35 protein-coding genes and 1 tRNA gene are annotated in these 24,137 nt (G+C 62.6%); 28 read left to right on the top strand and 8 right to left on the bottom strand.

The features are described 5' to 3' along the window. Positions 1 to 8: 8 nt before the first annotated feature. Positions 9 to 263, bottom strand: coding sequence for a hypothetical protein (locus Q0P59_RS01905; RefSeq protein ID WP_295002921.1), 255 nt, complete (start codon positions 261 to 263; stop codon positions 9 to 11). Positions 264 to 399: 136 nt separating this feature from the next. Beyond that, complete coding sequence (locus Q0P59_RS01910) at positions 400 to 876, bottom strand: hypothetical protein (protein WP_295002923.1); 477 nt, start codon at positions 874 to 876, stop codon at positions 400 to 402. A 49-nt stretch (positions 877 to 925) separates the two neighbouring features. Here Q0P59_RS01910 and rlmD point away from each other — a divergent pair, with 49 nt between their 5' ends. Beyond that, positions 926 to 2,224, top strand: a complete 1,299-nt coding sequence (gene rlmD, locus Q0P59_RS01915) for a 23S rRNA (uracil(1939)-C(5))-methyltransferase RlmD (protein WP_295002925.1) — start codon at positions 926 to 928, stop codon at positions 2,222 to 2,224. Between the two features lie 65 nt (positions 2,225 to 2,289). On the opposite strand, the gene Q0P59_RS01920 is transcribed toward rlmD, so the two are convergent. Then, complete coding sequence (locus Q0P59_RS01920) at positions 2,290 to 2,982, bottom strand: Bax inhibitor-1/YccA family protein (RefSeq protein WP_295002927.1); 693 nt, start codon at positions 2,980 to 2,982, stop codon at positions 2,290 to 2,292. A gap of 124 nt (positions 2,983 to 3,106) precedes the next feature. Here Q0P59_RS01920 and Q0P59_RS01925 point away from each other — a divergent pair. Then, positions 3,107 to 3,194, top strand: a tRNA-Ser gene (locus Q0P59_RS01925). A gap of 9 nt (positions 3,195 to 3,203) precedes the next feature. On the opposite strand, the gene Q0P59_RS01930 is transcribed toward Q0P59_RS01925, so the two are convergent. Both Q0P59_RS01930 and Q0P59_RS01935 read right to left on the bottom strand, forming a co-directional pair. Continuing rightward, positions 3,204 to 4,355, bottom strand: a complete 1,152-nt coding sequence (locus tag Q0P59_RS01930) for a patatin-like phospholipase family protein (RefSeq protein ID WP_295002929.1) — start codon at positions 4,353 to 4,355, stop codon at positions 3,204 to 3,206. Between the two features lie 133 nt (positions 4,356 to 4,488). Next, a complete protein-coding gene (locus Q0P59_RS01935) occupies positions 4,489 to 4,821 on the bottom strand; it encodes a DUF3693 domain-containing protein (RefSeq protein ID WP_295002931.1) in 333 nt (110 codons plus the stop codon). 212 nt (positions 4,822 to 5,033) lie between these two features. Here Q0P59_RS01935 and Q0P59_RS01940 point away from each other — a divergent pair, with 212 nt between their 5' ends. The 16 genes from Q0P59_RS01940 to Q0P59_RS02015 all read left to right on the top strand — a co-directional run bounded on the left by Q0P59_RS01940 (position 5,034) and on the right by Q0P59_RS02015 (position 13,299). Next, entirely contained in the window at positions 5,034 to 5,231 is a 198-nt protein-coding gene (locus Q0P59_RS01940; protein WP_295002933.1) for a hypothetical protein, read from the top strand. A gap of 70 nt (positions 5,232 to 5,301) precedes the next feature. Further along, positions 5,302 to 5,529: a hypothetical protein gene (locus tag Q0P59_RS01945; RefSeq protein WP_295002935.1), complete on the top strand. Its 228-nt coding sequence runs from the start codon at positions 5,302 to 5,304 to the stop codon at positions 5,527 to 5,529. 139 nt (positions 5,530 to 5,668) lie between these two features. Further along, positions 5,669 to 6,973, top strand: coding sequence for a protein rep (locus tag Q0P59_RS01950; RefSeq protein WP_295002937.1), 1,305 nt, complete (start codon positions 5,669 to 5,671; stop codon positions 6,971 to 6,973). Beyond that, positions 6,973 to 7,137, top strand: coding sequence for a hypothetical protein (locus tag Q0P59_RS01955; protein WP_295002939.1), 165 nt, complete (start codon positions 6,973 to 6,975; stop codon positions 7,135 to 7,137). Before Q0P59_RS01950 ends, Q0P59_RS01955 begins: the two co-directional genes overlap by 1 nt. Continuing rightward, a complete protein-coding gene (locus Q0P59_RS01960; RefSeq protein ID WP_295002941.1) occupies positions 7,130 to 7,414 on the top strand; it encodes a hypothetical protein in 285 nt (94 codons plus the stop codon). The genes Q0P59_RS01955 and Q0P59_RS01960 overlap by 8 nt, the downstream gene beginning before the upstream one ends. After that, positions 7,401 to 7,907 (top strand): hypothetical protein, encoded by a 507-nt coding sequence (locus Q0P59_RS01965; protein WP_295002942.1) that lies wholly within the window; start codon positions 7,401 to 7,403, stop codon positions 7,905 to 7,907. Before Q0P59_RS01960 ends, Q0P59_RS01965 begins: the two co-directional genes overlap by 14 nt. Continuing rightward, on the top strand, positions 7,904 to 8,506 hold the full coding sequence (locus Q0P59_RS01970; protein ID WP_295002944.1) for a hypothetical protein: 603 nt from the start codon (positions 7,904 to 7,906) through the stop codon (positions 8,504 to 8,506). The genes Q0P59_RS01965 and Q0P59_RS01970 overlap by 4 nt, the downstream gene beginning before the upstream one ends. A 59-nt stretch (positions 8,507 to 8,565) precedes the next feature. Next, the gene (locus Q0P59_RS01975) at positions 8,566 to 8,697 is read left to right on the top strand and encodes a hypothetical protein (RefSeq protein ID WP_295002946.1); all 132 of its coding nucleotides are present in this window, start codon (positions 8,566 to 8,568) and stop codon (positions 8,695 to 8,697) included. 24 nt (positions 8,698 to 8,721) lie between these two features. Continuing rightward, the gene (locus Q0P59_RS01980) at positions 8,722 to 9,693 is read left to right on the top strand and encodes a hypothetical protein (protein WP_295002949.1); all 972 of its coding nucleotides are present in this window, start codon (positions 8,722 to 8,724) and stop codon (positions 9,691 to 9,693) included. A gap of 59 nt (positions 9,694 to 9,752) precedes the next feature. Further along, entirely contained in the window at positions 9,753 to 10,475 is a 723-nt protein-coding gene (locus tag Q0P59_RS01985) for a hypothetical protein (protein WP_295002951.1), read from the top strand. Then, a complete protein-coding gene (locus Q0P59_RS01990) occupies positions 10,476 to 11,018 on the top strand; it encodes a hypothetical protein (RefSeq protein WP_295002953.1) in 543 nt (180 codons plus the stop codon). 1 nt (position 11,019) lies between these two features. Then, positions 11,020 to 11,592 (top strand): hypothetical protein, encoded by a 573-nt coding sequence (locus Q0P59_RS01995; RefSeq protein ID WP_295002955.1) that lies wholly within the window; start codon positions 11,020 to 11,022, stop codon positions 11,590 to 11,592. A gap of 2 nt (positions 11,593 to 11,594) precedes the next feature. Beyond that, complete coding sequence (locus Q0P59_RS02000) at positions 11,595 to 12,356, top strand: hypothetical protein (protein WP_295002957.1); 762 nt, start codon at positions 11,595 to 11,597, stop codon at positions 12,354 to 12,356. Then, positions 12,356 to 12,721 carry a M15 family metallopeptidase gene (locus tag Q0P59_RS02005; RefSeq protein ID WP_295002959.1) on the top strand — a complete coding sequence of 122 codons (366 nt, stop codon included), beginning with the start codon at positions 12,356 to 12,358 and terminating at the stop codon, positions 12,719 to 12,721. Before Q0P59_RS02000 ends, Q0P59_RS02005 begins: the two co-directional genes overlap by 1 nt. A 2-nt stretch (positions 12,722 to 12,723) precedes the next feature. Beyond that, on the top strand, positions 12,724 to 12,915 hold the full coding sequence (locus Q0P59_RS02010; protein WP_295002961.1) for a hypothetical protein: 192 nt from the start codon (positions 12,724 to 12,726) through the stop codon (positions 12,913 to 12,915). A gap of 45 nt (positions 12,916 to 12,960) precedes the next feature. Then, entirely contained in the window at positions 12,961 to 13,299 is a 339-nt protein-coding gene (locus Q0P59_RS02015) for a hypothetical protein (protein WP_295002963.1), read from the top strand. 44 nt (positions 13,300 to 13,343) lie between these two features. Here the strand turns inward: Q0P59_RS02015 and Q0P59_RS02020 are convergent, their stop codons facing one another. Then, positions 13,344 to 14,213, bottom strand: coding sequence for a site-specific integrase (locus Q0P59_RS02020; protein WP_295002965.1), 870 nt, complete (start codon positions 14,211 to 14,213; stop codon positions 13,344 to 13,346). Positions 14,214 to 14,360: 147 nt separating this feature from the next. Continuing rightward, positions 14,361 to 14,813, bottom strand: a complete 453-nt coding sequence (gene queD, locus Q0P59_RS02025) for a 6-carboxytetrahydropterin synthase QueD (RefSeq protein ID WP_295003197.1) — start codon at positions 14,811 to 14,813, stop codon at positions 14,361 to 14,363. 43 nt (positions 14,814 to 14,856) lie between these two features. Between queD and Q0P59_RS02030 the strand changes: the two genes are divergently transcribed. Continuing rightward, positions 14,857 to 15,693, top strand: a complete 837-nt coding sequence (locus Q0P59_RS02030; RefSeq protein WP_295002967.1) for a radical SAM protein — start codon at positions 14,857 to 14,859, stop codon at positions 15,691 to 15,693. Positions 15,694 to 15,732: 39 nt separating this feature from the next. On the opposite strand, the gene Q0P59_RS02035 is transcribed toward Q0P59_RS02030, so the two are convergent. Continuing rightward, complete coding sequence (locus Q0P59_RS02035) at positions 15,733 to 16,038, bottom strand: transcriptional regulator (RefSeq protein WP_295002970.1); 306 nt, start codon at positions 16,036 to 16,038, stop codon at positions 15,733 to 15,735. Positions 16,039 to 16,295: 257 nt separating this feature from the next. Between Q0P59_RS02035 and Q0P59_RS02040 the strand changes: the two genes are divergently transcribed. From Q0P59_RS02040 to asd, 9 genes are all read left to right on the top strand, one after another. Next, positions 16,296 to 16,745 (top strand): CBS domain-containing protein, encoded by a 450-nt coding sequence (locus tag Q0P59_RS02040; protein WP_295002972.1) that lies wholly within the window; start codon positions 16,296 to 16,298, stop codon positions 16,743 to 16,745. Positions 16,746 to 16,862: 117 nt separating this feature from the next. Further along, positions 16,863 to 17,963, top strand: a complete 1,101-nt coding sequence (aroC, locus tag Q0P59_RS02045; RefSeq protein WP_295002974.1) for a chorismate synthase — start codon at positions 16,863 to 16,865, stop codon at positions 17,961 to 17,963. Positions 17,964 to 18,015: 52 nt separating this feature from the next. Then, on the top strand, positions 18,016 to 18,282 hold the full coding sequence (locus tag Q0P59_RS02050) for a YdcH family protein (protein WP_295002976.1): 267 nt from the start codon (positions 18,016 to 18,018) through the stop codon (positions 18,280 to 18,282). A gap of 40 nt (positions 18,283 to 18,322) precedes the next feature. Further along, positions 18,323 to 19,510 (top strand): major facilitator superfamily domain-containing protein 6, encoded by a 1,188-nt coding sequence (locus tag Q0P59_RS02055; protein WP_295002977.1) that lies wholly within the window; start codon positions 18,323 to 18,325, stop codon positions 19,508 to 19,510. Positions 19,511 to 19,540: 30 nt separating this feature from the next. Further along, positions 19,541 to 20,947 carry a 3-isopropylmalate dehydratase large subunit gene (gene leuC, locus Q0P59_RS02060; RefSeq protein ID WP_295002979.1) on the top strand — a complete coding sequence of 469 codons (1,407 nt, stop codon included), beginning with the start codon at positions 19,541 to 19,543 and terminating at the stop codon, positions 20,945 to 20,947. Positions 20,948 to 20,950: 3 nt separating this feature from the next. Next, positions 20,951 to 21,175, top strand: a complete 225-nt coding sequence (locus Q0P59_RS02065) for an entericidin EcnAB (RefSeq protein ID WP_295002981.1) — start codon at positions 20,951 to 20,953, stop codon at positions 21,173 to 21,175. Further along, a complete protein-coding gene (gene leuD, locus Q0P59_RS02070) occupies positions 21,175 to 21,813 on the top strand; it encodes a 3-isopropylmalate dehydratase small subunit (protein WP_295002983.1) in 639 nt (212 codons plus the stop codon). Before Q0P59_RS02065 ends, leuD begins: the two co-directional genes overlap by 1 nt. 12 nt (positions 21,814 to 21,825) lie before the next feature. Then, positions 21,826 to 22,881, top strand: a complete 1,056-nt coding sequence (gene leuB / locus Q0P59_RS02075; protein WP_295002985.1) for a 3-isopropylmalate dehydrogenase — start codon at positions 21,826 to 21,828, stop codon at positions 22,879 to 22,881. Positions 22,882 to 22,933: 52 nt separating this feature from the next. Then, on the top strand, positions 22,934 to 24,067 hold the full coding sequence (gene asd / locus Q0P59_RS02080; RefSeq protein WP_295002988.1) for an aspartate-semialdehyde dehydrogenase: 1,134 nt from the start codon (positions 22,934 to 22,936) through the stop codon (positions 24,065 to 24,067). Positions 24,068 to 24,137: the final 70 nt, after the last annotated feature.

Here is a 24,137-nt window from a genome sequence, read left to right on the forward strand (position 1 = left end):
TGGAAGAATTACTTCTTGTCAGCAGCGGCCGGAGCGGCAGCTTCAGCCGGCTTGGCGGCTTCAGCCGGAGCGGCCGGGGCAGCAGCCGGAGCAGCGGCTTCAGCCGGCTTGGCAGCTTCAGCCGGGGCGGCGGCCGGAGCGGCAGCAGCCGGGGCCGGGGCAGCAGCCGGAGCCGGAGCGGCGGCCGGAGCGGCTTCTTCCTTCTTACCGCAAGCGGTCAGGGCAACAGCCAGCAGGGCAGCAACGAGAATAGACTTATTCATGGGATTTCCTTATCGACAAGAACCAACAAAATCTTAATTTATCGGAGATCAGGAGCTACCTGATCAGCACACGATTATAACAATAATTTATTTGCAGAGGGCTTTGTTTGTTGCATTGCGGAATGGCATCCGGGTACTAGAGGCCAACTGTCGAGTTGCTTATCCGCTCGCCGCCTTCCGCCCATATTTCGTTGAATTTCGCCAGATAGGGGCGCAATTCGTCGCTTTCGTCGATCAGGAGCTTGCTGCGCGGCATGTCGCGCTCGAAGCGTATCAGTCCGTACTTGTCGTCGACGATGATCATGCTGTCGCGCAGGTGGGCGAGCTGCGCCGGGGTTTCCTGCGCGGCGGCGACATGCCCGTAAGTGGTCAGCAGGCTTTGCAGCAAGGGGTGCTGGTTGCGGAGCGGGGAACCGTTGCGCACCGCGATGGACAGCGCGTTGGAGCGAGCGCCGGAGACGAGGCGCTTGACATGGGCCAGACGGGGCGCCGAGTCAAGTTTCAGCGTCGTCAGGTCTTCGTCGTAAATGCGAATCTGTTTTGTGGCAATGGCCAGCAAACGGTCGATTGCCGTTTGGTAGTCTGCCCAGGATGTGATCAGTTCGCGAGCCATGGCGCTTAGTGTAACCGATTGATAGAATTCGCGCTTTTTGGAGTCGACCGTGCCGATCGGGATGATAGAGTCGCTGGATCACGAGGCGAGAGGGATCACGCGCCAGGAGGGCAAGACGATCTTCGTCGATGGCGCCTTGCCCGGCGAGACGGTCGAGTATGCCAGTTTTCGTCGCAAGCCAAATTATGAGCTGGCGCATCTGGTTGGCGTGCTGAAGCCGTCAAATGCGCGGGTCGAGCCGCGTTGCCCGCATTTCGGCATCTGCGGCGGCTGTGCCATGCAGCACATGGAACCCTCGGCCCAGGTCGCCGCCAAGCAGCGCGTCCTTGAGGATGGGTTGTGGCATATCGGCCGGGTTCGTCCGGAACGCATCTTGCCGCCGATCTTCGGCGAGCCCTGGGGTTATCGCCATCGCGCGCGGCTGGCCGTGCGCAAGGTCGAGCGCAAGGGCGGGGTGCTGATTGGCTTCCATGAAAAGCGCAGCAGCTATATCGCGGACATGCAAACCTGCGCGGTCCTGCCGCCGCATGTGTCCGCCATGCTCATGCCGCTGCGGGAACTGATCGGCGCATTGTCGATCGTTGAACGCATGCCGCAACTGGAGTTGGCGGTCGGCGAGCACTGCACGGCGCTGGTCTTGCGCATTCTGCAGCCGCTGACCGGTGCCGACGAAAAGATGTTGCGTGCGTTTGCCGATCGTCACCGGGTAGTTTTCTACTTGCAGCCCAAGGGGCCGGATACGGCCTATCGCTTCTATCCCGAGGACGCCCCCCGTCTTTCCTATGCCTTGCCGGAGTTCGGGCTTGAGCTGGATTTCAAGCCGACGGACTTTACCCAGGTGAATCACGCCGTGAATCGCATCCTGGTTCGTCGGGCGCTGGGCTTGCTCGATCCGCAACCCGGCGAGCGGATCGCCGACATGTTCTGCGGGCTGGGCAACTTCACGCTGCCGATAGCCCGCTCGGGCGCGAGTGTGGTGGGGATCGAAGGCAGCCCGGCGCTGGTCAAGCGGGGGCGGGAGAGCGCCGTCGCCAACGGGCTTGGCGAGCGGGTCGAGTTCGGCGTTGCGAACCTGTTCGAGGCTAGCGAGGCATCGTTGGCAAAGCTGGGACGTTTCGACAAGATGCTGATCGATCCGCCGCGAGAGGGGGCGCTCGAGCTGGTCAAGGCGCTGGGCGCGGATGCCCCGGGGCGCATCGTCTATGTCTCCTGCAATCCCTCGACCCTGGCGCGCGATGCGGCGATCCTGGTGACGCTCAAGGGCTATCGTTTTGCGGCGGCCGGTGTCGTCAATATGTTCCCGCATACCGCTCACGTCGAGTCGATCGCGGTTTTTGAGCGGGACTGAGTAGGGCTTTAGGGCATGAAAAAAGGGCGGCCAGGGCCGCCCTTGTCGTTTCCGATGGGACTCGCTCAGTCGCGTTCGCCGGTGAAGGCCATGATCAACTGCAGCAGGCTGACGAAAACGTTGTAAATGTCCAGGTAGACCGCCAGCGTCGCGCTAACGTAGTTGGTTTCGCCGCCTTGGACGATGCGGCTGATGTCGTAGAGGATGTAGGCCGAGAAGATGCCCACGGCCGCCACGGCGATGGTCAGCGACAGCGCCGGAATCTGGAAGAAGATGTTGGCGACCGCTGCCAGCAGGATCAGGATCATGCCGGCAAACAGGAATTTGCCCATGCCCGTGAAGTCGCGCTTGCTGACGGCGGCGATCGAGGAAAGCGTGAAGAAGATCGCGCCCGTGCCGCCCGCGGCCAGCGCAATCATCGAGGCGCCATTGGAGAAGCCCAGCGCGAACTGCAGGATGCGCGACAGCATCAGTCCCATGAAGAAGGTGAAGCCAAGCAGCAGGGCGACGCCGAGGCCGCTGTTCTTGTTGCGCTCGATTCCCCACATGAAGCCGAAGGCGATGCCGAGGAAAAGCAGGAAGGAAATCATCGGGCTGCCGGCAAAGAAGCTGAACCCCATCTGGATGCCAGCCATCGCGCCGAGGACAGTCGGGATCATCGAAAGCCCGAGCAGCATGTAGGTGTTGCGCAGGACGCGATTCTGTCCGAGCGCAATTTCGGGCGAACTCTGGCGGGCAATATCGAAATTGGTGTTCATGCAGGACATCTCCTTGATATGTTTTCGTCAAAGGCTAAGACTAACGGACTGCGGGATAAGTTTCAACGCCGCGTGGCGGCCGGAAATGCGCCCCGTCGCGACTGTGCTATGATGCGCGCCGCCAGGGTCTGTGGCAGAGCGGTTGAATGCACCGGTCTTGAAAACCGGCGTGGAGAAATCCATCGTGAGTTCGAATCTCACCGGACCCGCCAGGCGCCTTCTCAGAGCTTCAGAAAATCTCCGACTTCGGTCGAGCGCGCCATGGTGTCGGCGTAACCCAGGTCGATCAGCGCCTGGGTGTAAGGTTTCTCGAACAGCAGGTAGCTGGTGAGCGTTCCGTTGCGCCGGCTCATTCCACCGATTCCGCCCAGCATCATCTTCATGGCCCAAGGCAGGGCCTTAGCGTGCTCCGATGCAAAGCGTTCCAGGCGTTCGGATGGCGAAATGATCAGCGAATGGATGGGGCGGAGCGGAATGTCGCTTTCCGACCTGATCTCGACGGGGATCGCGTTCAGGGTCCGGTTGATGCGCTGCATGCGCTCGATGTCCACCGCCAGGCTGTCGAGGAAGATCGTGGACAGGGCGTGGCCGGCTATTTGCGCCAGCGAGGGGTGGCCGTCGACGCGTCGTCTGTCCTGGTGTTCGTTCTTGCGCCCGGCGCCGACGATCAGGATGCGCTCGGCGCCGAGGTGGATGGCGGGAGAGATCGGGGCCAGCTGGCGCATCGATCCGTCGCCAAAATATTCGCGATGTATCTTGGTCGCCGGAAAAATGAAGGGGATGGCGCTGGATGCCAGCAGGTGATCCACCGTGATTTGCGATCGAATCCCGATGCGCTGTACCCGGCGCCACGGTTCGGCGCTCGGATGGCCCTGGAAGAAATTGATGTTGTCGCCCGATTCGTAGCCGGAGGCTGAGACGCTGACGGCGTGCAGGGCGCCTTTGGCGATGGCGTGTTCGATGCCGCGGAAGTCGAGATGCTGGCTCAGCAGTCGGCGCAGCGGGGCGTTGTCGAGCAGCGAGCGCGGCGGGTTGTGGAACAGCCAGCCCATGGTCAGCGCGGAGAGCCAGTGCGCCGCGGAACGCCCGATGCCGATCGGGTCGGCGCGGTAGATGTGGTCGGCATGCATACTCCGCCAGAAGGTGGCGAGAACCGACACGGCCTTGCTGAAGTTGTCGGCCAGGCAGGCGATGCTGACGACGTTGATGGCGCCCGCCGATGTGCCGCAAAGTATGGGAAAGGGGTTGTGGCGCCGATTGCTCGACAATTTGGCGATGGCGAGCAGGACGCCGACCTGATAGGCCGCACGGGCTCCACCTCCGGTCAGGACGAGGGCGGTTTTGCCGCTTGTCGTTTTGGGCTGCGCGGTCATGCCGCTACTCCAGCCTGGAGCCGGGCGTCCGTCATCCTGCGGTTGTTGCCGATCTTTTGCCGCATGTCCCCTCCGGTGGCATCTGTCGGGCAGATGCTGCTTTCAGGCAGTATAGAGGGGGTGCGGCGTTGACTCAATCGGCTGCTGTGCGCAGCGCGTCGGCCCCGCAGTTGGGTCTATGAAACAGGTCGTCGTTCTCTGCAAAACGTTGCAGGACGGCCACCCATGCGGCTTTTTCGTCGTCAGTCTTGGCCCGCTCTGCATGGCACGAAGCCATGACGTAGCCAGGTTCGATTTCCAACAGTTTCGCGACCTGAATAGCCGTCGAGTCGCCTAAGTAATCGACTTTGTTTCTGAACCTGCTTACTTGCTGGCGCGTTACGCCCAAAATCGGCGCAAGCGCATAGTCAGAAGCCACGTGTGCACGGGCTTTTACGGCGTCGAGAAAATCAATTGTTGTAGTCATGGATTCCTACCTCTAGGAAAGTTACGAGCCGAGTTTAGGTGCGTATTGCTTGACGTTCAAGAGTCACGCACCGCTAGACACGTCCTGCGGCGCTAGACTATTCTCCCGCTCGCCAGCCGGAAACCGGCCCCGAGCGGTCCCTACCTCCCCCTCAAACGCCCCGGCTGGCATCCCCGTTGACCGAGGTAGGACGCCCCTAGAGGTAGGAAACCATGGACCTAACACTTTGCGGCCTGCAATCGGCCATCTATCGAAAGATCACTGCGTTGCGGGAACAACTGAATGCTGTGGATGATCTGCCGAGCCTGGATGATCGAGTGAACGCCAGGGATGCTTTATTCGACCTGATCGAAGAGCAAGAAAAGATGCTCACGGCAATCATCAATTACGCGACGGACGGTGAAGTATGAGCGCCGACCGTAACGAGGAAAAGCGCCGCACCCGCCAACGTATACGTAACGACTTGACCGGCTATCTGGCATGAAACCCATAGCCGACTTCCTCCCCACGCCCGCCCAGGTGCTCGCCGCTGGCGATGCCTGGGACAAGGCCACCAAAGAGGCCCGTTACATCCTGCTGACCCTCGGCGGCCAGCTGGGCGTCATTGGCCCCTCGCTCCCCTGGGCAGACATCCCGGCCACCTTCCGCCTCGAACTGGTGCACCGCGTGTACCTGTTCCGCGACCTGCTCAACAAGGTGCTGCCGTGACCCTCGCCTGTGACTCCGAATTCATCCGTGCACTGGCCATCGGCTTCGTGTGCGGTTTCGCCTTTGGGGCCGTTGCTGGCGGTTCCTACATCCTCGCTCAAGCCCGTCAAATCATGGCGCAGGTGAATCGAAAGCGCCCATGACTGCCGCGCCACATACTTCTCTCGGTACTTACACGAAATCGATACACGCGGGCCGGAAAGCCACGCCGCGCAACGATCCGGAATGGGCTGATCGTCGCAGCAAGCAACAGGCTGGCCGTTACGCGCTGATGCGCACCGCCCAGGGCCTGCTCTGGAAGAAGGGCGATGAGTGGCGCGACCAGGCGCGCACCTGTTGGTGCTGCCGGTCGATGAAGCGCGAGGCCGGCACCGTTTCCGTGTACCGCAACGAGGACGGCAGCGGTTCCAGCCTCACCGGCCTGAACCGCTGCGGCAACATCTGGACGTGCCCGGTATGTGCGGCCAAGGTCGCCGAAGCCCGCCGCGCCGAACTGAATGCCGGTCTGGTCAGCCACCTGAAGGCCGGCGGCGGCGCGTATCTGCTGACGCTGACCTTTCCGCACGAGGCCGACCACCCCATCGCCGAACTCCTGGAGCGTTTCACCAACGCCCGCCAGCGCCTCCAGAATTCGCGCACCTGGAAACGGGTCATGGAAGAAGCCGGCCGCCTGGGCAGTGTCGCCTCGCTCGAGGTCACCATCAGCCAGGAGAACGGCTGGCACCCGCACCTCCACGTGCTGATCTTCGCCCAGACCAACGGCTTTCACGAAGGCGACCCGATCAACGACCAGGGCGACCTGCTGTCGCCGGCCATCATCGAACTCAAACACGCCTGGGTGAACATCCTGCTGAAGACCGGCCTGGGCGACCTCAAGAAGCTGCATCACATGCTCGATCACGCCCTGAACGTCAGGGGCGGCAATCAAGCCGCCGAGTACATCGCCAAGTACGGCCGCGACGAACGCTGGGGCCAGTCGTCCGAAATGACCCGGCATTACACGAAGCAAGGCAGTGCAGGGGAGCGCGACGGTCTGTTGCATTTCACCCCGTTCCAGCTGCTCACCTGGGCAGGCAACGGCGACGAGTGGGCGACCCGCAAGTTCATCGAGTACAGCGACGCCATCGAAGGCAAGCGCGCCGTCACCTGGTCGCCCGGCCTGAAGAAGTCCCTCGGCGTGCATTCCGACCAGACCGATGAAGAAATCGCCGCCGACGACAACCCGATGCCCGAACAGATTCACGTCGGCGACATCGACCAGGAGCAGTACCAGACCCTGTTCCGTCACAACCGCTTGCCCGACTTCGTGCGCTACGTCGCTCAGTCAGCCGTCACCCAGGCCGACCTCGACGAGTACATCGAAGCCATCAAGACCACGCCTGCGACGCATTCCGGAGCCGTCGTCATCAAGGGCACTTTCTCCGGTCGCTACATGGTGCAGTGATGCAAACCGAAAAAGACCTACTCGATGAGGTGAAGTCGAAGCTCGACCAGCTGCCTGGCCTCTACCGCGACAAGGTGTCCGAAGTGATGGACCCGCTAATCGAACTGTGCGAACGAATCCTGGTCCGCCTGGATGAGTTCGAAGAGGAGTTCGACCGTGGCTAAGGATCACGTCGGGCACGTATCCTGCCCCTGCTGCGCCGAGGATGCCGAAGTCCGCGAACAGAAGAACGGCCGCGCCTACGTACTCTGCACCTCCCCGCTCTGTGGCTTCCAGGGCTTCACTCGTTCCGACGGTGCAGACCAGTCCCTGCGCGGCCGCATGAAGCCGAAACTCAATATCACCCCGCCGGCAGCAGCGCCGGGGCAGGGCACTGGCTCTGCCCCGGAGACGAAGCCGGCCGACAACCCGAAGAAAGGATTTTTCGATGGCATCCTCTGAGCAGACACCGGCCCCCGTCGCCCTCCCGCCCGAACTGGCGCAGATCGCCGCGGAGGCCGAAGCCATTGCCCCGCCGCCGGTCGCCGACCCGGCCGCACCCGGCGCGCCGGCTCCGGAAGCCCCCGTCGACTACCAGGAAGATGCCGCCCTGCTCGTCGGCATGATTTTCGAAGGCTGCGCCGAGGTCTATCCGTCGACTGGCGTCATCCTGCAGCCGAAGCAAACGCGCTTTTCTGCCGCCCTGGGCAAGGTCATGGAGAAACGCGGCTGGTCGCTGGCCGCTATCCTCGGCCGCTGGGGTGCGGAAATCGAACTCGGTTTCGTCGGTGCGACGATGGCCATCCCGCTGATGAAAGCCATCCAGGCCGACCGCGCCGCCGCCCAGGCTGCAGAAGCCCGGGCCGAACTGGCGCAGAAGCCGGCCGACCCCCAGCCGCCGCGTGCGGCCAATGACCCGTACAACGCCGCCTTCCCGGACCCGGCCGCGAAATGACCAAGGTCGACGTTACCCAGAAGGCCGATATCCGCTGTGTGCTGGGTGCTCCTGGTACCGGAAAAAGCCACTACACCAAAGCCGAAATGGCGAAGGCCAAGCGCCTGCTGGTCTGGGACCTCGAGGACGAGTACGAGCACATCGATGCGGTGAGCGTCCAGCAGCTGCCGCACCGACTTCACCAGGCCGGGGCAGGGGGCTTCAAGGTCCGCGTCATCCCATCGACCGACGCCGACAAGCGCCAGGTGGAATTCGACCTGGTCTGCCGCACCATCATGGCCATCGGCAAAATCACCTTCGTCGCCGAGGAGCTCCGCTTCGTCACCCAGCCGAGCAAGGCCCCGGCCGGCTGGGCCGCGATCACGCTGCGCGGCCGGAAACGCGGCGTCAAGGTCATCGGTACCAGCCAGCGGCCGGCCAGCATCGACAAGGATTTCCTGGGCAGCGCCACGCTGATCCGCTGTGGCGCGCTGAATTACCCCGAGGACAGAAAAGCCGTCGCCGCCGTGATGGGCATAGACCCGGCCGACATCGAGAAACTTGAGGGCTACCAGGCAATTCTCTGGACTCGAACGCCCCGGACCATCAAACAGGTATAACGTATACGTAACACCCCCTTCCAAGGGGGTATTTTTTTGCCTAAATTCTGCCGTGCGCGGTGAGTAGGGCACCAAGTCAACCAACCATTCTTGGAGCCCATACCATGCATCAAGCCCTGAAAGTCGCCGCCATCGCCTACGTGGCCATCGTCATTGCCAAGCGCGTGCCGGTCCTGCGCGACTACCTGTAATCGCTACCTGAACGGAGAATTCCCATGGGTAGCCAATACCGCATTGCGCATAAAATCGCGTCCGTCCCGGTCACGGCCGGCGGTTTCGCCACGGTCGACATCCCCAGGGATTACGACTACGAGACCATCTTCATGCGCGTCACCGGCGGCCTGCAGGTCACCGGCGTCGCCACCTCGGTCCGTGCCGAAGCCCCGTGCCAGGTCATCCAGCGCGCTGAACTGATCGCCGACGGCAAGAACAACATCTTCAGCGCGCCCGGCTGGTTTGCCGTGCTCGGCAGCTATGACCGAAAGCTGATCGAATACAACGCCCGCGCCACCACGCCGCCGTCTGGCGTCGCTGTCGCGACGTACCAGGTCGAAGCCATCGGCACCATCGACCTGATGTCGCCGGATTCCGTGCGGCCGAAGGATTCGAACTTCCGCTCGTCCGGCCTCAGCCTGTTCCAGCTGCGCCTGACCTTCGGCCAGCCGGGCGATGCCTTCGTCGGCGGCACCGTCGTGTTCAACAACATGTTCGTGGAAATCTTCGCGCAGAAGCTGGTTGAACTGCCGGATGCCTCGGGTGCTCTCTCTGGCCCGGTCGCCCTGAAGAAGGTCTCCTACCAGGAACTCGCCGTCGTCGCCTCGAACGCCAACCAGGAACTGCGCCTGCCCGCCGGAAACCGGATCAAGTCCGTCCTGGTACGTACGGCCGGCAGCGTCACCGCTGACGAGCCGAGCACGGCCATCCTGAACAACCTGACGCTGCAGGCCGGCGTCGATGTCCGCATGAACTTGTCCGGGGCCAACCTCCGCGCCAAGAACAACGCGGACTACGGCCAGCTGCAGGCCGGCTACTACGTGGCCGACGTCACCAGCAAGGGCTGGGCGGGTATCAACCTGACCGACCTGTGGGATGTGACCGGCGTCGCCGAACCGAAGCTCCTCATGGATGTGACCGGCGCTGCGAACAACAAGGTTCAAGCGGTTATCACCGAATACATCATGGCCTGACGGCCGATGTGAAACACCCGCCCCGGTCACAAGCTGGGGCGGGTTCCTGAGAGAACACCATGGGTTTCTTCAAGAGCGTCGTCCAGGCGGTCACCAACTCGGTCAAGACGATCTCCAACCCATCGAAGATGCTCTCGATGCGAGAGGACGTTCTCAGGCCGGGCGGATCGCTCACCCTGGATGACTTCTTCAAGCGTGTCGACCCCGTGCTCGACACCCTGGACCCGATGCATAACATCGTCCAGGAACGCACTACCGGCAGCAGCACCACCGAAGGTCAAAGCCCGTATTTCCAGACCATCGCCCCGATCATCGTCGACGTCTTCTTTCCCGGCGCCGGCAGCATGGCTGCGGGTATCTCCAACATTTCCGACGGCAACACCGCCAAGGGCGTCACGCAGTTCGCCGGGGGCTACATCTCCCAGGTCGGCAGCGCGTACTCGGCGATAGGGCAGGGCGGCAGCTGGATCGGCGCGGCTGGATCAGCCGTCAAGATCGGTGCCACGGCCTATGCCGTCTATGACCGGGCCGACAATCTGAAGGGCTATTACGGTGCGCCGCCGCCCAACCTGGTCAGTACCACCCAGCAAGCCGCGCCCGCCTACGCCAGCACCGGCGCCGGTACCGCCTACGGCAAATTCACCAATGCCGTCGACCCCGCTGACAACGCCGCCGCCGTCGCGGCCAACCGCCAGAAGGCACTGACCACCGCCCGCGACAAGAACATCGCCTTGCTCGCGCTGATCGCCGGTGCCCTCGCACTCACTTTCGGGAAGATTTAAATGGACGACACCGTTGATATGTCCGGCTTCTACAGCGACCCGTGGTCATTCTCGACGCCGGGCAACCTGTTCGACTCGCCGGTCCTGCAGAACACCAACTACTCCACCGACTACAGCCAGCCGGCCATTGGCATGGACGTCCTGCCGGCCGTGACCACCAGCACGCCGCCGGTCTTCACCAGCAACAGCCCGAGCACCAATGCCGACTGGCTGAAGACCGCGACGGCCGGTATCGATTACGGCCTCAAGGTCATGCAGACCGGCCTCAATGCCAAGAGCCAGTACCAGGACCAGTCGCTGAACGCCTACCTGAAGACCGCCCAGGTCGATATCGCCCGCGTGCAAGCCGGAGCGGCGATGGACGTCGCCAAGCTCAACGCAACGACCGCTGAGAAGGTCGCGACGTTGCGCGCTAATGCTGCCAACACTGGGGCCGTCGCTGCCGACCTCGGCCGCGCCGCGGGGAATAACTCCATCATGCTGTGGCTGACCATTGCCGGCGTCGCGCTGGCCTTCGTCCAGGTCATGCAGTCGGGGCGCTGATATGACCTCCGACAACGTCAAAGCCATCCTCCTTGCCGGCTTCGGCATCGCCGTCGTCGCCACCGTCTGGAAGCTCTATCACAAGGCCGGCCAGATGGGCACCGACCTGGTCACCGCCGCCGGCCAGATCGAGAAAGACCTGGTACAGGGCATCACCAGCATGGGCAACACCGTCGGCGCCATGGCTGACCAGGTCAAGGCCGGAATCAACTCGACCACCGACGCCCTGGGGCTGACCAACTCGACCGACAACGGATACCAGATGCCGGCCGGCTACGGCGCCACGCTGCTGCCCTTCAAGCGATGGCCTCAATCGGCCATCGACGGCATCAACGCCGCCAACCGCCTGCGCGGCATCAAGCGCACCTGGAAGTTCGAAGGCGACTTCGCCGGCTGGAAGGTCTATAGCGACGGAACCATCATCTCGCCCGATGGCTACTACCTGCGCGACCTGATCGCCGCCGGCGACGTCAGCGCCACCCAGGCCAATTTCGCATTCTCAGAGATCCCGGACAACTTCTCCGGGCTGACCTTCGATCAAACCCGTTACCAGTGGCAAACCGCCCAGGAGTGACCATGCAGCAATTCCTCGACAAGCCTTCGATCAACTTCGGCGCCGTCCGCGACGGCCGGCGATCCATGCCGCTGTGGCTCGATGTCGACCTGACCGCCGCCCGTAGCATTGCCGCTGGATCCGCGCTGTCCGTCAACATCGCCGGCAACTCTTTCTACATCGACCAGGACACCGCGAACGTCGGCAGTGCGACCGTGCATTTCCAGGACACCAACCTGGGCGCATCGTCCGCCCCGCTGTTTGTCTCCGCTGGCTTTATCGCCAACGTGCCATTCACCCAGCTGCTGATCGAGAACGCGGCCCAGGCGGGCAAACGCCTGCGCATCTTCTACGGTGTCGACATCGACTTTCAGGCCGGCATTAATGCCAGCATCGCCATCTCGGGGACTGTCGCTGTCACCACTGTCGCTAAGACCGTCGCCCAGGATTCTAAAATTTGGACGCAGTCTTATAAGTCGACCACGGCCATGGGCGCGAACGCCGCCGATCCGATCTTTCTGGCCGCTGCCAACGTCAACGGCGCGGAAATCGTGCGTGCCGACATCTTTTGCATTACCGGCGGCGGGGCTATGCAGCTCATCGCCAAGAACGGTGCTCCGGCCGGGCTCAATGACGGCACGGTTCTGTGCACCGGATTCGCCGCCTCGACCAATCCGATGAAGATTGAGCAACCGCTCTATGTGCCGCCCGGAGTCGGCCTCTATCACATTAATGCCGTGGCTGAAAGCACCGCCAACCGCTCCGTTCTGTGGCGCTTCCTGTGATGCTCAATCAAAAATCACTGGACCGCATGGCCGGCGTCGATCCGCGCCTGGTCGCCGTCATCGGTGCCGCCGCCGCCATCTGCCCGCTGCAGTTCATCGTCACCGAAGGCGTGCGCAGCTGGGACCGGCAGAAGATGCTCTTCGAGGCCGGCAAGAGCCAGACCATGAACTCCCAGCACTGCAAGGGCAGGGCGGTCGACATCGCCGTCATGATCGATGGCAAAGCCGATTGGACCTTTGCCAATTACCGAACCGTCGCCCAGGCCGTCAAGGCTGCGGCGCTGCAACTCAACGTCCCGGTGGAGTGGGGCGGGGATTGGGCCACCTTCAAGGATGGCCCGCACTTTCAACTCAAAGGAGCATGAACATGGCAAACGGCCAAAAGACGCGGGCAATCATCGCCCGCATGTCCGAGCCGAGCACCTACGCGGGTCTCGGCCTTTTACTGCACGGCATCATGGGCTTGATCGCCTCCAAAGGAACGGATGGTCAAGCCTGGGGGACCGTCGGCGCTGGCCTCGGTGCCGTGTTTCTACCGGAAAACGGCGGGAACACCTGAGCGACCCGTGAATTTTTGCTTCAACTGTGGAAAGGAAATGAACCCATGAAAACCAAGACTGTTCCCGGCTTCGAAAAAGTCACCGGCCGCCCGCCGCTCGTCGTCTGGCACACCTTCGAAGTGACCAAAGATGGGCAGATGGCCCACCTCATCGACGGCGTGCTGCGCGCCACCGTGCCGCCCGAAGGCTGGCTCGCCTACTGCGATACCTACCCGGACGCCCAGGACATCGTCGACGAGCTCACCAAGCCCACTGAGATCCCGCCGCCCGCACCGGAACCGACGATGGGCCAGGCTCTGACCATCCAGGAGCAGCTGGCCGCTGCGCTGGCAACCGTGCAGCAGCTGCAGCAGGCCGTCCAGGAACAGCAGCCGCTGCAGTGACCTTCATGGCCATGTGAATGAGAAGCCGGGGAAACCCGGCTTTTTTACGCCGCCAGCGGGAGCTCCAGCTGCTCCACCGCCTCGCGTAGCCGATTCGGCGCCAGGTGCGCGTACCGCTCCGTTTCCCGGACGCTGGCATGCCCGAGCAGATCGCGGACCTCCGTCAGCGGCACACCGGATGACACCAGCCAGCTGGCGAATGTGTGCCGTAGGTCGTGAATCCGGAAATCATCAATCCCCGCCCGTTTCTTCGCCGTTTGGAATTGCTCATACAGCCGAGTAACCCGCCGGCCGTCCGGCCACGCGAAGACCCACCTTGAGCGTGGGCAGTGTTCCATGCGAAAAGCCTGCCGCTCTCGCAAGGCGTCCTGCGCATGGCGATTCAGCGGAATGAACCGGCGCTTGCCGCTCTTCGTGTGCTGGCCGTCCAACTGGATGCGACGCTGCTCGATGTCGACGCGGTGCCACTCCAGGCCCAGCATCTCGTTGAGTCGCATGCCTGTATTCAGCGCCAGGTTGATGAACGACCCCAGGCAGTGATTCAAGCCGGCCTCCGCACACATCACCAGGCGCTGCGCCTCATCGCGCGTCAGCCAGCGCAGACGGCCCTCTGGCATCTTCAGTGACATGTTCCTGGTTGGGTTGGGCAGAGGCCATTCCCAGTGCTTTATAGCGTAGTTGATCGCCGCTGACAGAATGTCGATCTCTCGGTTGATCGTCCCGTTGGCGCGGCCGACCTTTCGTCTCGACTGGATGTAGCTCGAGATATCCAGTCGCCGAAGCGTGGTCATGTCGCGGCCGGCGAAGTGTCGGTGCAGAGCCACCTCTGCACATTCGATACGCTTGATGCTTTTCAGGTCGCCGCGAACGGCGTCCAGGTACTCCGAGAAAAGGTGCTCAAAGGCGTATTCCATCGCCTCACCATTCAAATTATTTTTTTATTGGATTTGAGTTGTCGATTGGATATTCCTATCAATCTTGGGAATATCAATCCATGGAATCAGATTTGGACAAATCAGCCTGTTTTACTGATTTCGCCGTAATGCGGATAAAACACGCTCTTATGCAACTTCAAGCCTAAGCGCGTCGGCCCAGCAGTTGGGGGTTTCGTAAAGTCTGACCTGCTCGAGGCGCAAGTGGTTGCCGTAGGTGTCGCGATAGACGGTATCGAGTCGGTCGAAGGCCAGGCGGGCCAGATTCTCGGCGGTCGGGACGCGGTCGAGGATGACGGTCTTGTGGCCGGGCAGGGTGGCCAGGAAGTCGACGATGGCCTTGTCGCCGGCAAAGGCGAGGAAGGCGTGATCCCATTCGTCAACCAGGTATTGCTTGGCCAGGTGCTTGACCTGCGAAAAGTCCATCACCATTCCATTCGCGGCGTCGCCCGTCTTGTTGATGATGTCGCCGGAAAGCGTGATTTCAATGACGTAGCGGTGCCCGTGCAGGTGGCGGCACTGGCTTTTGTGATCGGGGATGCGGTGCCCGGCATCGAATTCGAGACGGCGGGTAATCAACATGGTGTATTGCTCGACAAGACGGTCGCGGATTATACAATGGGCCATGCTTACTACCGATGATCACCGCCGCGACAGTGCCGGCCTGCTTTACGTCTACCCGGTCGTGTCGCGACGCGCCGGCGGGGTGTCGATCGGCATCAACCTCAATCCCAACAATGCCTGCAACTGGGCCTGCCTGTATTGCCAGGTCGAGAACCTGACACGCGGTGGGCCGCCGCCCATCGATCTGGATCGCCTGGAGCGGGAGTTGGCTTCACTTCTGGACGACGTATTGCACGGCGATTTCATGGTCCGGAACGTACCGCAGGAATCGAGGCGCCTGATGGATGTGGCTTTCTCGGGCAACGGGGAGCCGACAAGCGCCGCCGAGTTTGCCGATGCGATTGCCCGCGTCGGGGGTGTTCTGGAGCGTTTCGGGTTGAAGGGCGGCTTGCCGCTTCGTCTCATCACCAACGGCAGCCTGCTGCATCGCCCGCTTGTCCAGTCCGGAATTCGCCGGCTTGGCGAATATGGCGGCGAGGTTTGGTTCAAGGTCGACCGGGGCCTGGCGACCGAGGTGGAGGAAATCAACGGAGTACCGGGCGGCGCGGAGCGGGTTTTGAAAAATCTGCAGCTTTGCGCAGATTTGGCACCGACCTGGGTGCAGACCTGTTGGTTCGCTCTGGACGGCTGCGCGCCCTCCGCCGAATCGCGGCTGGCCTATTGCGATTTGCTGCGCAAGGTGTCCGGAAAGTTGCGGGGAGTTCACCTCTACGGCCTGGCCAGGCCGTCGATGCAGCCTGCCGCGCCACGCCTGGAGGCCTTGCCTGCCGAGGAATTGCTGGCGTTGGGGCGTCAGATAGAAAAAGAAACGGGCATCCGGGTCAGTGTTTCCCCGTGATGCCCGTTGATTCCGGACTTGCCCCGTAGCCGGGCAAGATCAGGCGGCTTTCTTGGCGTGGCTGCGAGCCGACTTCTTCAGCGACTTGAACAGTTCCGGTTCCTGGGTCTTCAGGTATTCGACGACTTCCCAGTCTTCGCGCTTGATGGTCTTGATGTCGACCTGCTCGACGTGAACCAGGCGCAGCAGTTCGCGGACCGGCTTCGGCATGTTGCGGCCGCTTTCGTAGCGGGAGCCGCCACTCTGGGTCACGCCCAGGGTGGACCAGAATTGCTGCTGGTTCAGGCCGAGCTTGCGGCGGATTTCACGGGCATCGATCTTCTCGATTGTCTTGACGGTACTCATATTCATTCTCCATACGCTGGTGTAATCGGGTTACCCAAGCATCGTAGCGAAGTATGACTTAGGTAATATGGCGAAGTATATATATGCCTATGACGTTATGCAACCTCAAAATTGATTAAATTTATTAAATACGCCGATAGTTTTTTTGATGCCCGGCGCGATCCGCAGGGTGGGTGGCCGATGCGGCGTTCTTCCAGATTCGCCGGGGATGTTCTAAGATCGGTCAGGTCAATCATTCTTCATTCATGGAGAGCGTCATGCAGGTTCGGGAAATTCTTCGCGTCAAGGGCGGAACGCTGTACACGGTGACGCCGCAGCAGTCGCTGGCGTTCGCCATCGACTCCATGGCGGATCTCGATGTCGGTTCGCTGGTCGTCATGGATGGCGGGCGCATGGTGGGGATGCTGACCTTCCGCGAGGTGCTGTCGGCTCTGCGCAAGAACGGTTCGGCACCGGGAGGGCTGACGGTCGGCGAGGTGATGGTCAAGGACCCGGTCACGGCCTATCCGGCGATGGAGGTCAACGAGTTGCGCGGCCTGATGATCGAGAAGCGCTCGCGCTACCTGCCGGTGGTCGATGGCGGAACCCTGATGGGGGTCATCTCCTTTCTCGACGTGGCCAAGGCGGTGCTCGAGGAGCAGAGCCTCGAGAACAAGATGCTGAAGAGCTACATCAAGAACTGGCCGGGCGAAACGCCGGCGGGCTGAGCGTCTGGCGCATACAGTGGAGGGCGGCCCGGGCCGCCCTTGTCGTTTGTGCCGGCCGGAAACGGGGATGTGGCCGACGTGATAGACTATCACGTTTCGAAAGCACCTATTTTTCCCATGTCCGGCAATACATTTGGCACCCTGTTTACCGTTACCTCTTTTGGCGAGTCGCATGGTCCGGCCATCGGCTGTGTCGTCGATGGCTGCCCTCCCGGCCTGGCGCTGTGCGAGGCCGATATCCAGGCCGAACTGGACCGGCGCAAACCGGGAACGTCGCGCCATGTCACGCAACGCCGCGAGCCGGATAGCGTGGAGATCCTCTCCGGTGTCTTCGAAGGCAAGACGACGGGGACGCCGATCGGGCTGCTGATCCGCAACCAGGACCAGCGCAGCAAGGACTATGGCAACATCGCGGAGACCTTCCGTCCGGGGCATGCCGACTACACCTACACGCAGAAATACGGTTTCCGCGACTACCGCGGCGGCGGCCGCTCATCGGCGCGCGAGACGGCGGTGCGCGTGGCGGCCGGGGCGATTGCTCGCAAGTGGCTGAACGAGCGTTATGGCGTGACCATCCGCGGCTGGATGTCGGCACTGGGGCCGCTCGAGATTCCGTTCGTTTCGGCCGACGACATCGACGGCAACGCCTTCTTCGCGCCCAATGCGGCCATCGTTCCCGAACTCGAAAGCTACATGGACAGCCTGCGCAAGTCGCTTGATTCCGTCGGGGCAAGGATCACCGTGACCGCCGCCGGGGTTCCGCCCGGTTGGGGTGAGCCGGTGTATGACCGGCTGGATGCCGAGATCGCCTACGCGATGATGGGCATCAACGCGGTCAAGGGCGTCGAAATCGGCGCCGGGTTCGCCTCGGTGGCGCAGAAGGGCAGCGAGCACGGCGACGAAATGACGCCGCAGGGCTTCGCCAGCAATCATGCCGGCGGCGTGCTGGGCGGCATTTCCACGGGGCAGCGGATTGTCGTCAATATGGCGATCAAGCCGACGTCCTCGATTGCGCAGTCGCGCCATTCGGTCGATATTCACGGGCAAGCCATCGAGGTGGCGACCCAGGGGCGTCACGATCCCTGCGTGGGTATTCGCGCGACACCGATTGCCGAGGCGATGCTCGCCCTGGTGCTGATGGATCATGCCTTGCGGCATCGTGCCCAATGTGCCGATGTCATCTGTCCGACGCCGCGTATCCCGGGTGAAACCGCGTAGAATATTCAATCGTTTGCCGCTCTTTGGCGGGTTTGTCGTTACAGGGGGAAACATGCAAGTCGATCACCACGATCTCCATCAGGATTTTCCGGAATTTCACGATGCAATCCATGCGCTGAAGGCCGGCAACGCCCATTTCGCCAAGCTGTTTGCCTCCTACGACCGGCTGACCGGCAAGGTCGAGGATCTGGAAGCGCACGACATGCCCGTTGCCGATTTCACGATGGAAGACATGAAGAAGCAGCGCGTCAAGCTGAAGGACGAGCTCTATCACATGCTGCTGGCCTTCCGCGCCGGCCAGCAGTCCGTCAAGGCCTGATCCGGCCTTCGCCCGGGCATGCATCCGGTAGAATCGCCGGATGCATTCCTTGCCTTACTGGCGCCTCTCGGGCTACTACTTTTTCTACTTCGCCTTCATTGGCGCGTTTTCGCCCTATTTCGGGCTTTACCTCCAGTCGTTGAACTTCTCGGCGTGGGACATCGGGCTGCTGATGTCGCAGATGCAGCTGATGCGCCTGTTCGGGCCGAATCTCTGGGGGTGGCTGGCTGACCGTTTCGGCTGGCGGCTGTTCATCATCCGTCTGGCGGGGGCGATCGGGCTGGCCGGGTTCACGGCCTTTTTCTGGCTCGACCGCCTGCCGGGAATGTTGCTCGCCATGGCGGTGCTCGCCTTCTTCTGGAGCGCCGCGCTGCCGCTGGTCGAGACCCTGACCTTCGATCACCTGCGCGACGAGCGCGGCTGCTACAGCCGCATCCGCTTGTGGGGATCGGTCGGCTTCATCGTCGCGGTCATGGTCACCGGCGCCCTGCTGGACCGGACGTCGGCGGTCGGTGTGCTGTGGGTCTGCTGGGCGATCCTGCTCGGCATACTGGGCTATGCGCTGACCTTGCCCGAGGCGCCGCCGGTGGTCCATGCCCGCGATGCGCAGCCGATCGGCGACATTCTTCGCCAGCCGCGGGTGATGGCGCTGATGGCGGCCTGTTTCGCGATGTCGGCGGCGCATGGCGCGTTTTACGTTTTCTATTCCATCCACCTCGATGCGCACGGCTACAGCAAGACGGAGGTCGGCTTGCTCTGGTCGCTCGGCGTGCTGGCCGAGATCGTCGTGTTCATGCTCATGGCGCGGCTGGCGACCCGCTATTCGCTGAGGACCATCCTGCTCGCCAGTTTCGCCGCTGCCGTGCTGCGCTTCCTGATGATGGGCTGGGGCGTCGAATCGGTGGCGATCATGATCGTGGTGCAGTTGCTGCACGGGCTGACCTTCGGGGCCTACCACGCTTCGGCGATTGCCGCCGTCAATCAATGGTTTCCCGGCAAGGTGCAGGGACGGGGGCAGGCCTTGTACTCCAGCCTGTCGTTTGGCGCGGGCGGTTTGCTGGGCGGCTTGATCAGCGGGCGGACCTGGGATTGGCTGGGTTCCGGCTGGACGTTTACGCTGGGCTCGCTGTTCGCGCTGGCAGGCTGGTTCCTGATTTGGGGCTGGGTCAGGGACCGCCCGGCGGCGTTGCCTGCGGCAAGGGAAAAAACGACGAATCCTGTGCAATAATTCAAGGTTTTACGGCCTACTTTACCTTCCATGCCGAAGACACTTTACGACAAGCTCTGGGAAAACCATGTCGTCCATCAGGAAGCGGATGGCACGGCACTTCTCTATATCGATCGTCACCTCATTCACGAAGTGACCAGCCCGCAGGCTTTCGAAGGCCTCAAGCTGGCCGGTCGCAAGCCGTGGCGCGTCTCGTCCATCGTATCGACGCCGGACCACAACACGCCGACCGATCACTGGGACGAGGGCATCAAGGATCCGATTTCCCGTCAGCAGGTTGAGACGCTGGACGCCAACATCCGCGAGGTCGGTGCGCTGGCCTATTTCCCGTTCAAGGACCCGCGCATGGGCATTCTCCATGTGGTCGGCCCGGAAAACGGCGCCACGCTGCCCGGCATGACCGTGGTGTGCGGCGATTCGCACACCTCGACGCACGGCGCCTTCGCCTGCATGGCGCACGGCATCGGCACCTCCGAGGTCGAGCACGTGCTGGCTACCCAGTGCCTGCTGCAGAAGCGCTCGAAGACCATGCTGGTCGCCGTCGAAGGCAGGCTGGGCAAGGGCGTGACCGCCAAGGACGTGGCCCTGGCCATCATCGGCACCATCGGCACGGCCGGCGGCACGGGCTACGCCATCGAATTCGGCGGCAGCGCCATCCGCGGCCTGAGCATGGAAGGTCGCATGACCCTGTGCAACATGGCCATCGAAGGCGGCGCCCGCCTCGGCTTCGTGGCGGTCGACGACACCACCATCGATTACCTCAAGGGCCGCCCCTTCTCGCCCACCGGCGAAACCTGGGATCGCGCCGTGGCCCACTGGCGCACCCTGCATTCCGATGCCGGCGCCCAGTTCGACCGCGTCGTCACGCTGAAGGCCGAGGACATTCGCCCGCAGGTGACCTGGGGCACCTCGCCCGAGATGGTCGTCGCGATCGATGCCGTCGTACCCGATCCGGCCAGGGAAGCCGATCCGGTCAAGCGCGAGGGCATGGAGCGCGCCCTGCAGTACATGGGCCTGAACCCGAACATGCCGATCAGCCAGATCGCCATCGACAAGGTTTTCATCGGTTCGTGCACCAACTCCCGGATCGAGGACTTGCGCGAAGCCGCCTCGGTGCTCAAGGGCCGTCACGTCGCGGCCAACGTCAAGCTGGCCCTGGCCGTGCCGGGCTCCGGCCTGGTCAAGCGCCAGGCCGAGGCCGAAGGGCTGGACAAGGTTTTCGTGGCCGCCGGTTTCGAGTGGCGCGAGCCGGGCTGTTCGATGTGCCTGGCGATGAACGCCGACCGGCTGGAGCCGGGCGAGCGCTGCGCCTCGACCTCGAACCGCAACTTCGAAGGCCGTCAGGGGCCGGGCGGGCGCACCCACCTGGTCAGCCCGGCGATGGCCGCGGCCGCGGCGATTGCCGGGCGTTTTGCCGATGTTCGCGAGGTCTTGTAAGCGATGAGCCGCATGCGTTTCTTCCTGGTTGTGATGCTGGCCGCGGTGTCGGCTGCCTGCAATACGGCGCAAGGCGTCAAGAAGGATGTCGCGATCGGTGCCGAAAAGACCGGCGAAGCCCTGCACAAGGGCGGAGAGGCGGTCGGCGAGGTCTTGCAGAAGACGGGTGAAGTCGTTGGCGGCGCCATCAAGAAAGGTGGCGAAGCCGTACAGAAGGTGGTGGATTAATGGATAAGTTCGTTCGTTTGGAAGGCCTGGTGGCGCCGCTCGACCGCAGCAACGTCGATACGGATGCGATCATTCCGAAGCAGTTTCTCAAGTCGATCAAGCGCTCCGGCTTCGGCCCGAACGCCTTCGACGAGTGGCGTTACATGGATGTCGGTCAGCCGGGGCAGGATAATTCGCAACGGCCGAAGAATCCGAATTTCGTGCTCAACCAGCCGCGTTACCAGGGCGCCGAGGTGCTGCTCACCCGCGCCAACTTCGGCTGCGGCAGCTCGCGCGAGCATGCGCCGTGGGCGCTGCTCGACTACGGCTTCAAGGCGATCATCGCCGAGTCGTTCGCCGATATCTTCTTCAACAACTGCTTCAAGAACGGCATCCTGCCCATCGTGCTGCCGGCGGCGGAAATCGAGGCGCTGGTCCACCAGGTCGAGGCGACGCCGGGCTACAAGCTGGTCGTCGACCTGCAGGCGCAGACGGTGGTCCGCCCGGATGGCCATGGCATCCCGTTCCAGATCGACGCCTTCCGCAAGGAGTGTCTGTTGAATGGCTGGGACGACATCGGCCTGACCCTGCGGCATGCCGAAAAGATCCGTGAATTCGAGGCCAAGCGCCGTGTCGAACAGCCGTGGCTGTTCTCCTGATAAGGAAGAAAAATGAAGATTTGTGTTTTGCCGGGTGACGGCATCGGTCCGGAGATCATGGCGGAAGCCGTCCGCGTGCTGAAGGCGCTGGATCTCAAGTTCGAACTCGAAGAAGGCCTGATCGGCGGTGGCGCGGTCGATGCGACCGGCACGCCCTACCCGGAAGCGACCAAGAAGCTGACCGCCGAAGCCGATGCCATCCTGCTCGGCGCCGTCGGCGGACCGAAGTGGGACGTGCTGGCCCGCGAGCTGCGCCCGGAGCGCGGCCTCCTCGGTATCCGCAAGGACCTGGCGCTGTTCGCCAACCTGCGTCCGGCCATCCTCTATCCGGAACTGGCCAACGCCTCGACCCTGAAGCCGGAAGTCGTGGCCGGGCTGGATATCCTGATCGTCCGCGAACTGACCGGCGACATCTACTTCGGCCAGCCGCGCGGCATCCGCGAGGAAAACGGCGAACGCGTCGGTTTCAACACCATGGTCTACAGCGAGTCGGAAGTCCGCCGCATCGGCCATGTCGCCTTCCAGGCAGCGCAGAAGCGCAACAAGAAGCTGTGCTCGGTGGACAAGATGAACGTCCTGGAAACCACCCAGCTCTGGCGCGACGTGATGATCGAAGTGAGCAAGGATTATCCGGACGTCGAACTCAGCCACATGCTGGTCGACAACGCCGCCATGCAACTGGTGCGCGCCCCGAAGCAGTTCGACGTGATGGTCACCGGCAACATGTTCGGCGACATCCTGTCCGACGAGGCATCGATGCTGACCGGGTCCATCGGCATGCTGCCGTCGGCCTCGCTGGATGCCAACAACAAGGGCATGTACGAACCATCGCACGGCTCGGCGCCGGACATCGCCGGCAAGGGGCTGGCCAATCCGCTGGCCACCATCCTGTCGGTCGCCATGATGCTGCGCTACACCTTCAATATGGAAGATCAGGCCGTGCGCATCGAAAACGCCGTCAAGAAGGTGCTCGCCCAGGGCTATCGCACCGGCGACATCTACGAGCGCGGCACCAACAAGGTCGGCACCCGCGAAATGGGCGATGCCGTGCTTGCCGCACTGGCGTAAACCGAAACGCACATTCGTGCGTTAAATACAGGTTCTATTCGGAGAGAAAGTCATGAAGAAGGTTGGTCTGGTCGGTTGGCGTGGCATGGTCGGTTCCGTGCTGATGCAGCGTATGGTCGAAGAGGGCGATTTCGCCTACATCGATCCGGTCTATTTCTCCACCTCGGCCGCCGGTGGCAAGGCCCCGGTGTTCGGCGGCAAGGAAGCTTCCCTGCCGCTGCAGAACGCGTCCGATATCGATGCGCTGAAGGCCTGTGAAATCATCATTACCTGCCAGGGCGGCGACTACACCAAGGAAGTCTTCCCCAAGCTGCGCGCCGCCGGCTGGAACGGCCACTGGATCGACGCCGCCTCGGCCTTGCGCATGGCCGACGACGCGGTGATCATCCTCGACCCGGTCAACATGAACGTGATCAAGGATTCGCTGGTCAAGGGCGGCAAGAACTGGATCGGCGGCAACTGCACGGTGTCGCTGATGCTGATGGGCCTCGGCGGCCTGTTCCAGAACGACCTGATCGAATGGGCGACCTCGATGACCTACCAGGCCGCCTCCGGCGCCGGCGCGCAGAACATGCGCGAGCTGATCGCCCAGATGGGGAGTATCCACGCCTCCGTCGCCGACCTGCTGGCCGACCCGGCCTCGGCCATTCTCGACATCGACCGCAAAGTTGCCGAGACCATCCGTTCCGATGCCTTCCCGAAGAAGAACTTCCGCAACACCCCGCTCGCCGGTTCGTTGATTCCGTGGATCGACGTGCCGGTCGACGGCGGCCAGTCCAAGGAAGAGTGGAAGGGCGGCGCCGAATGCAACAAGATCCTCGGCCGTCCGGCTTTCAAGACTGCCGGCTCGATCCCCATCGACGGCCTGTGCGTGCGCATCGGCGCCATGCGCTGCCACAGCCAGGCGCTGACCATCAAGCTGAAGAAGGACGTGCCGCTGGACGAGATCAGCGACATGCTGGCCAAGGCCAACCAGTGGGCCAAGGTCGTCCCGAACGATCGCGAGATTTCCGAGCGCGAACTCACGCCGGCCGCCGTCACCGGCACGCTGACCGTGCCGGTCGGCCGTCTGCACAAGATGGCGATGGGTCCGGAATACCTGGCCGCCTTCACCTGCGGCGACCAACTGCTGTGGGGCGCGGCCGAGCCGCTGCGTCGCATGCTGCGCATCCTGCTCGACGCTTGATTGTTTCATTTTTGCGATAAAAACCGGGGTTGATCCCCGGTTTTTTTATTTGTTGGGAATATGCAAAAGT

It is taken from the genome of uncultured Dechloromonas sp., assembly GCF_945957265.1.
Taxonomy (GTDB): domain Bacteria; phylum Pseudomonadota; class Gammaproteobacteria; order Burkholderiales; family Rhodocyclaceae; genus Azonexus.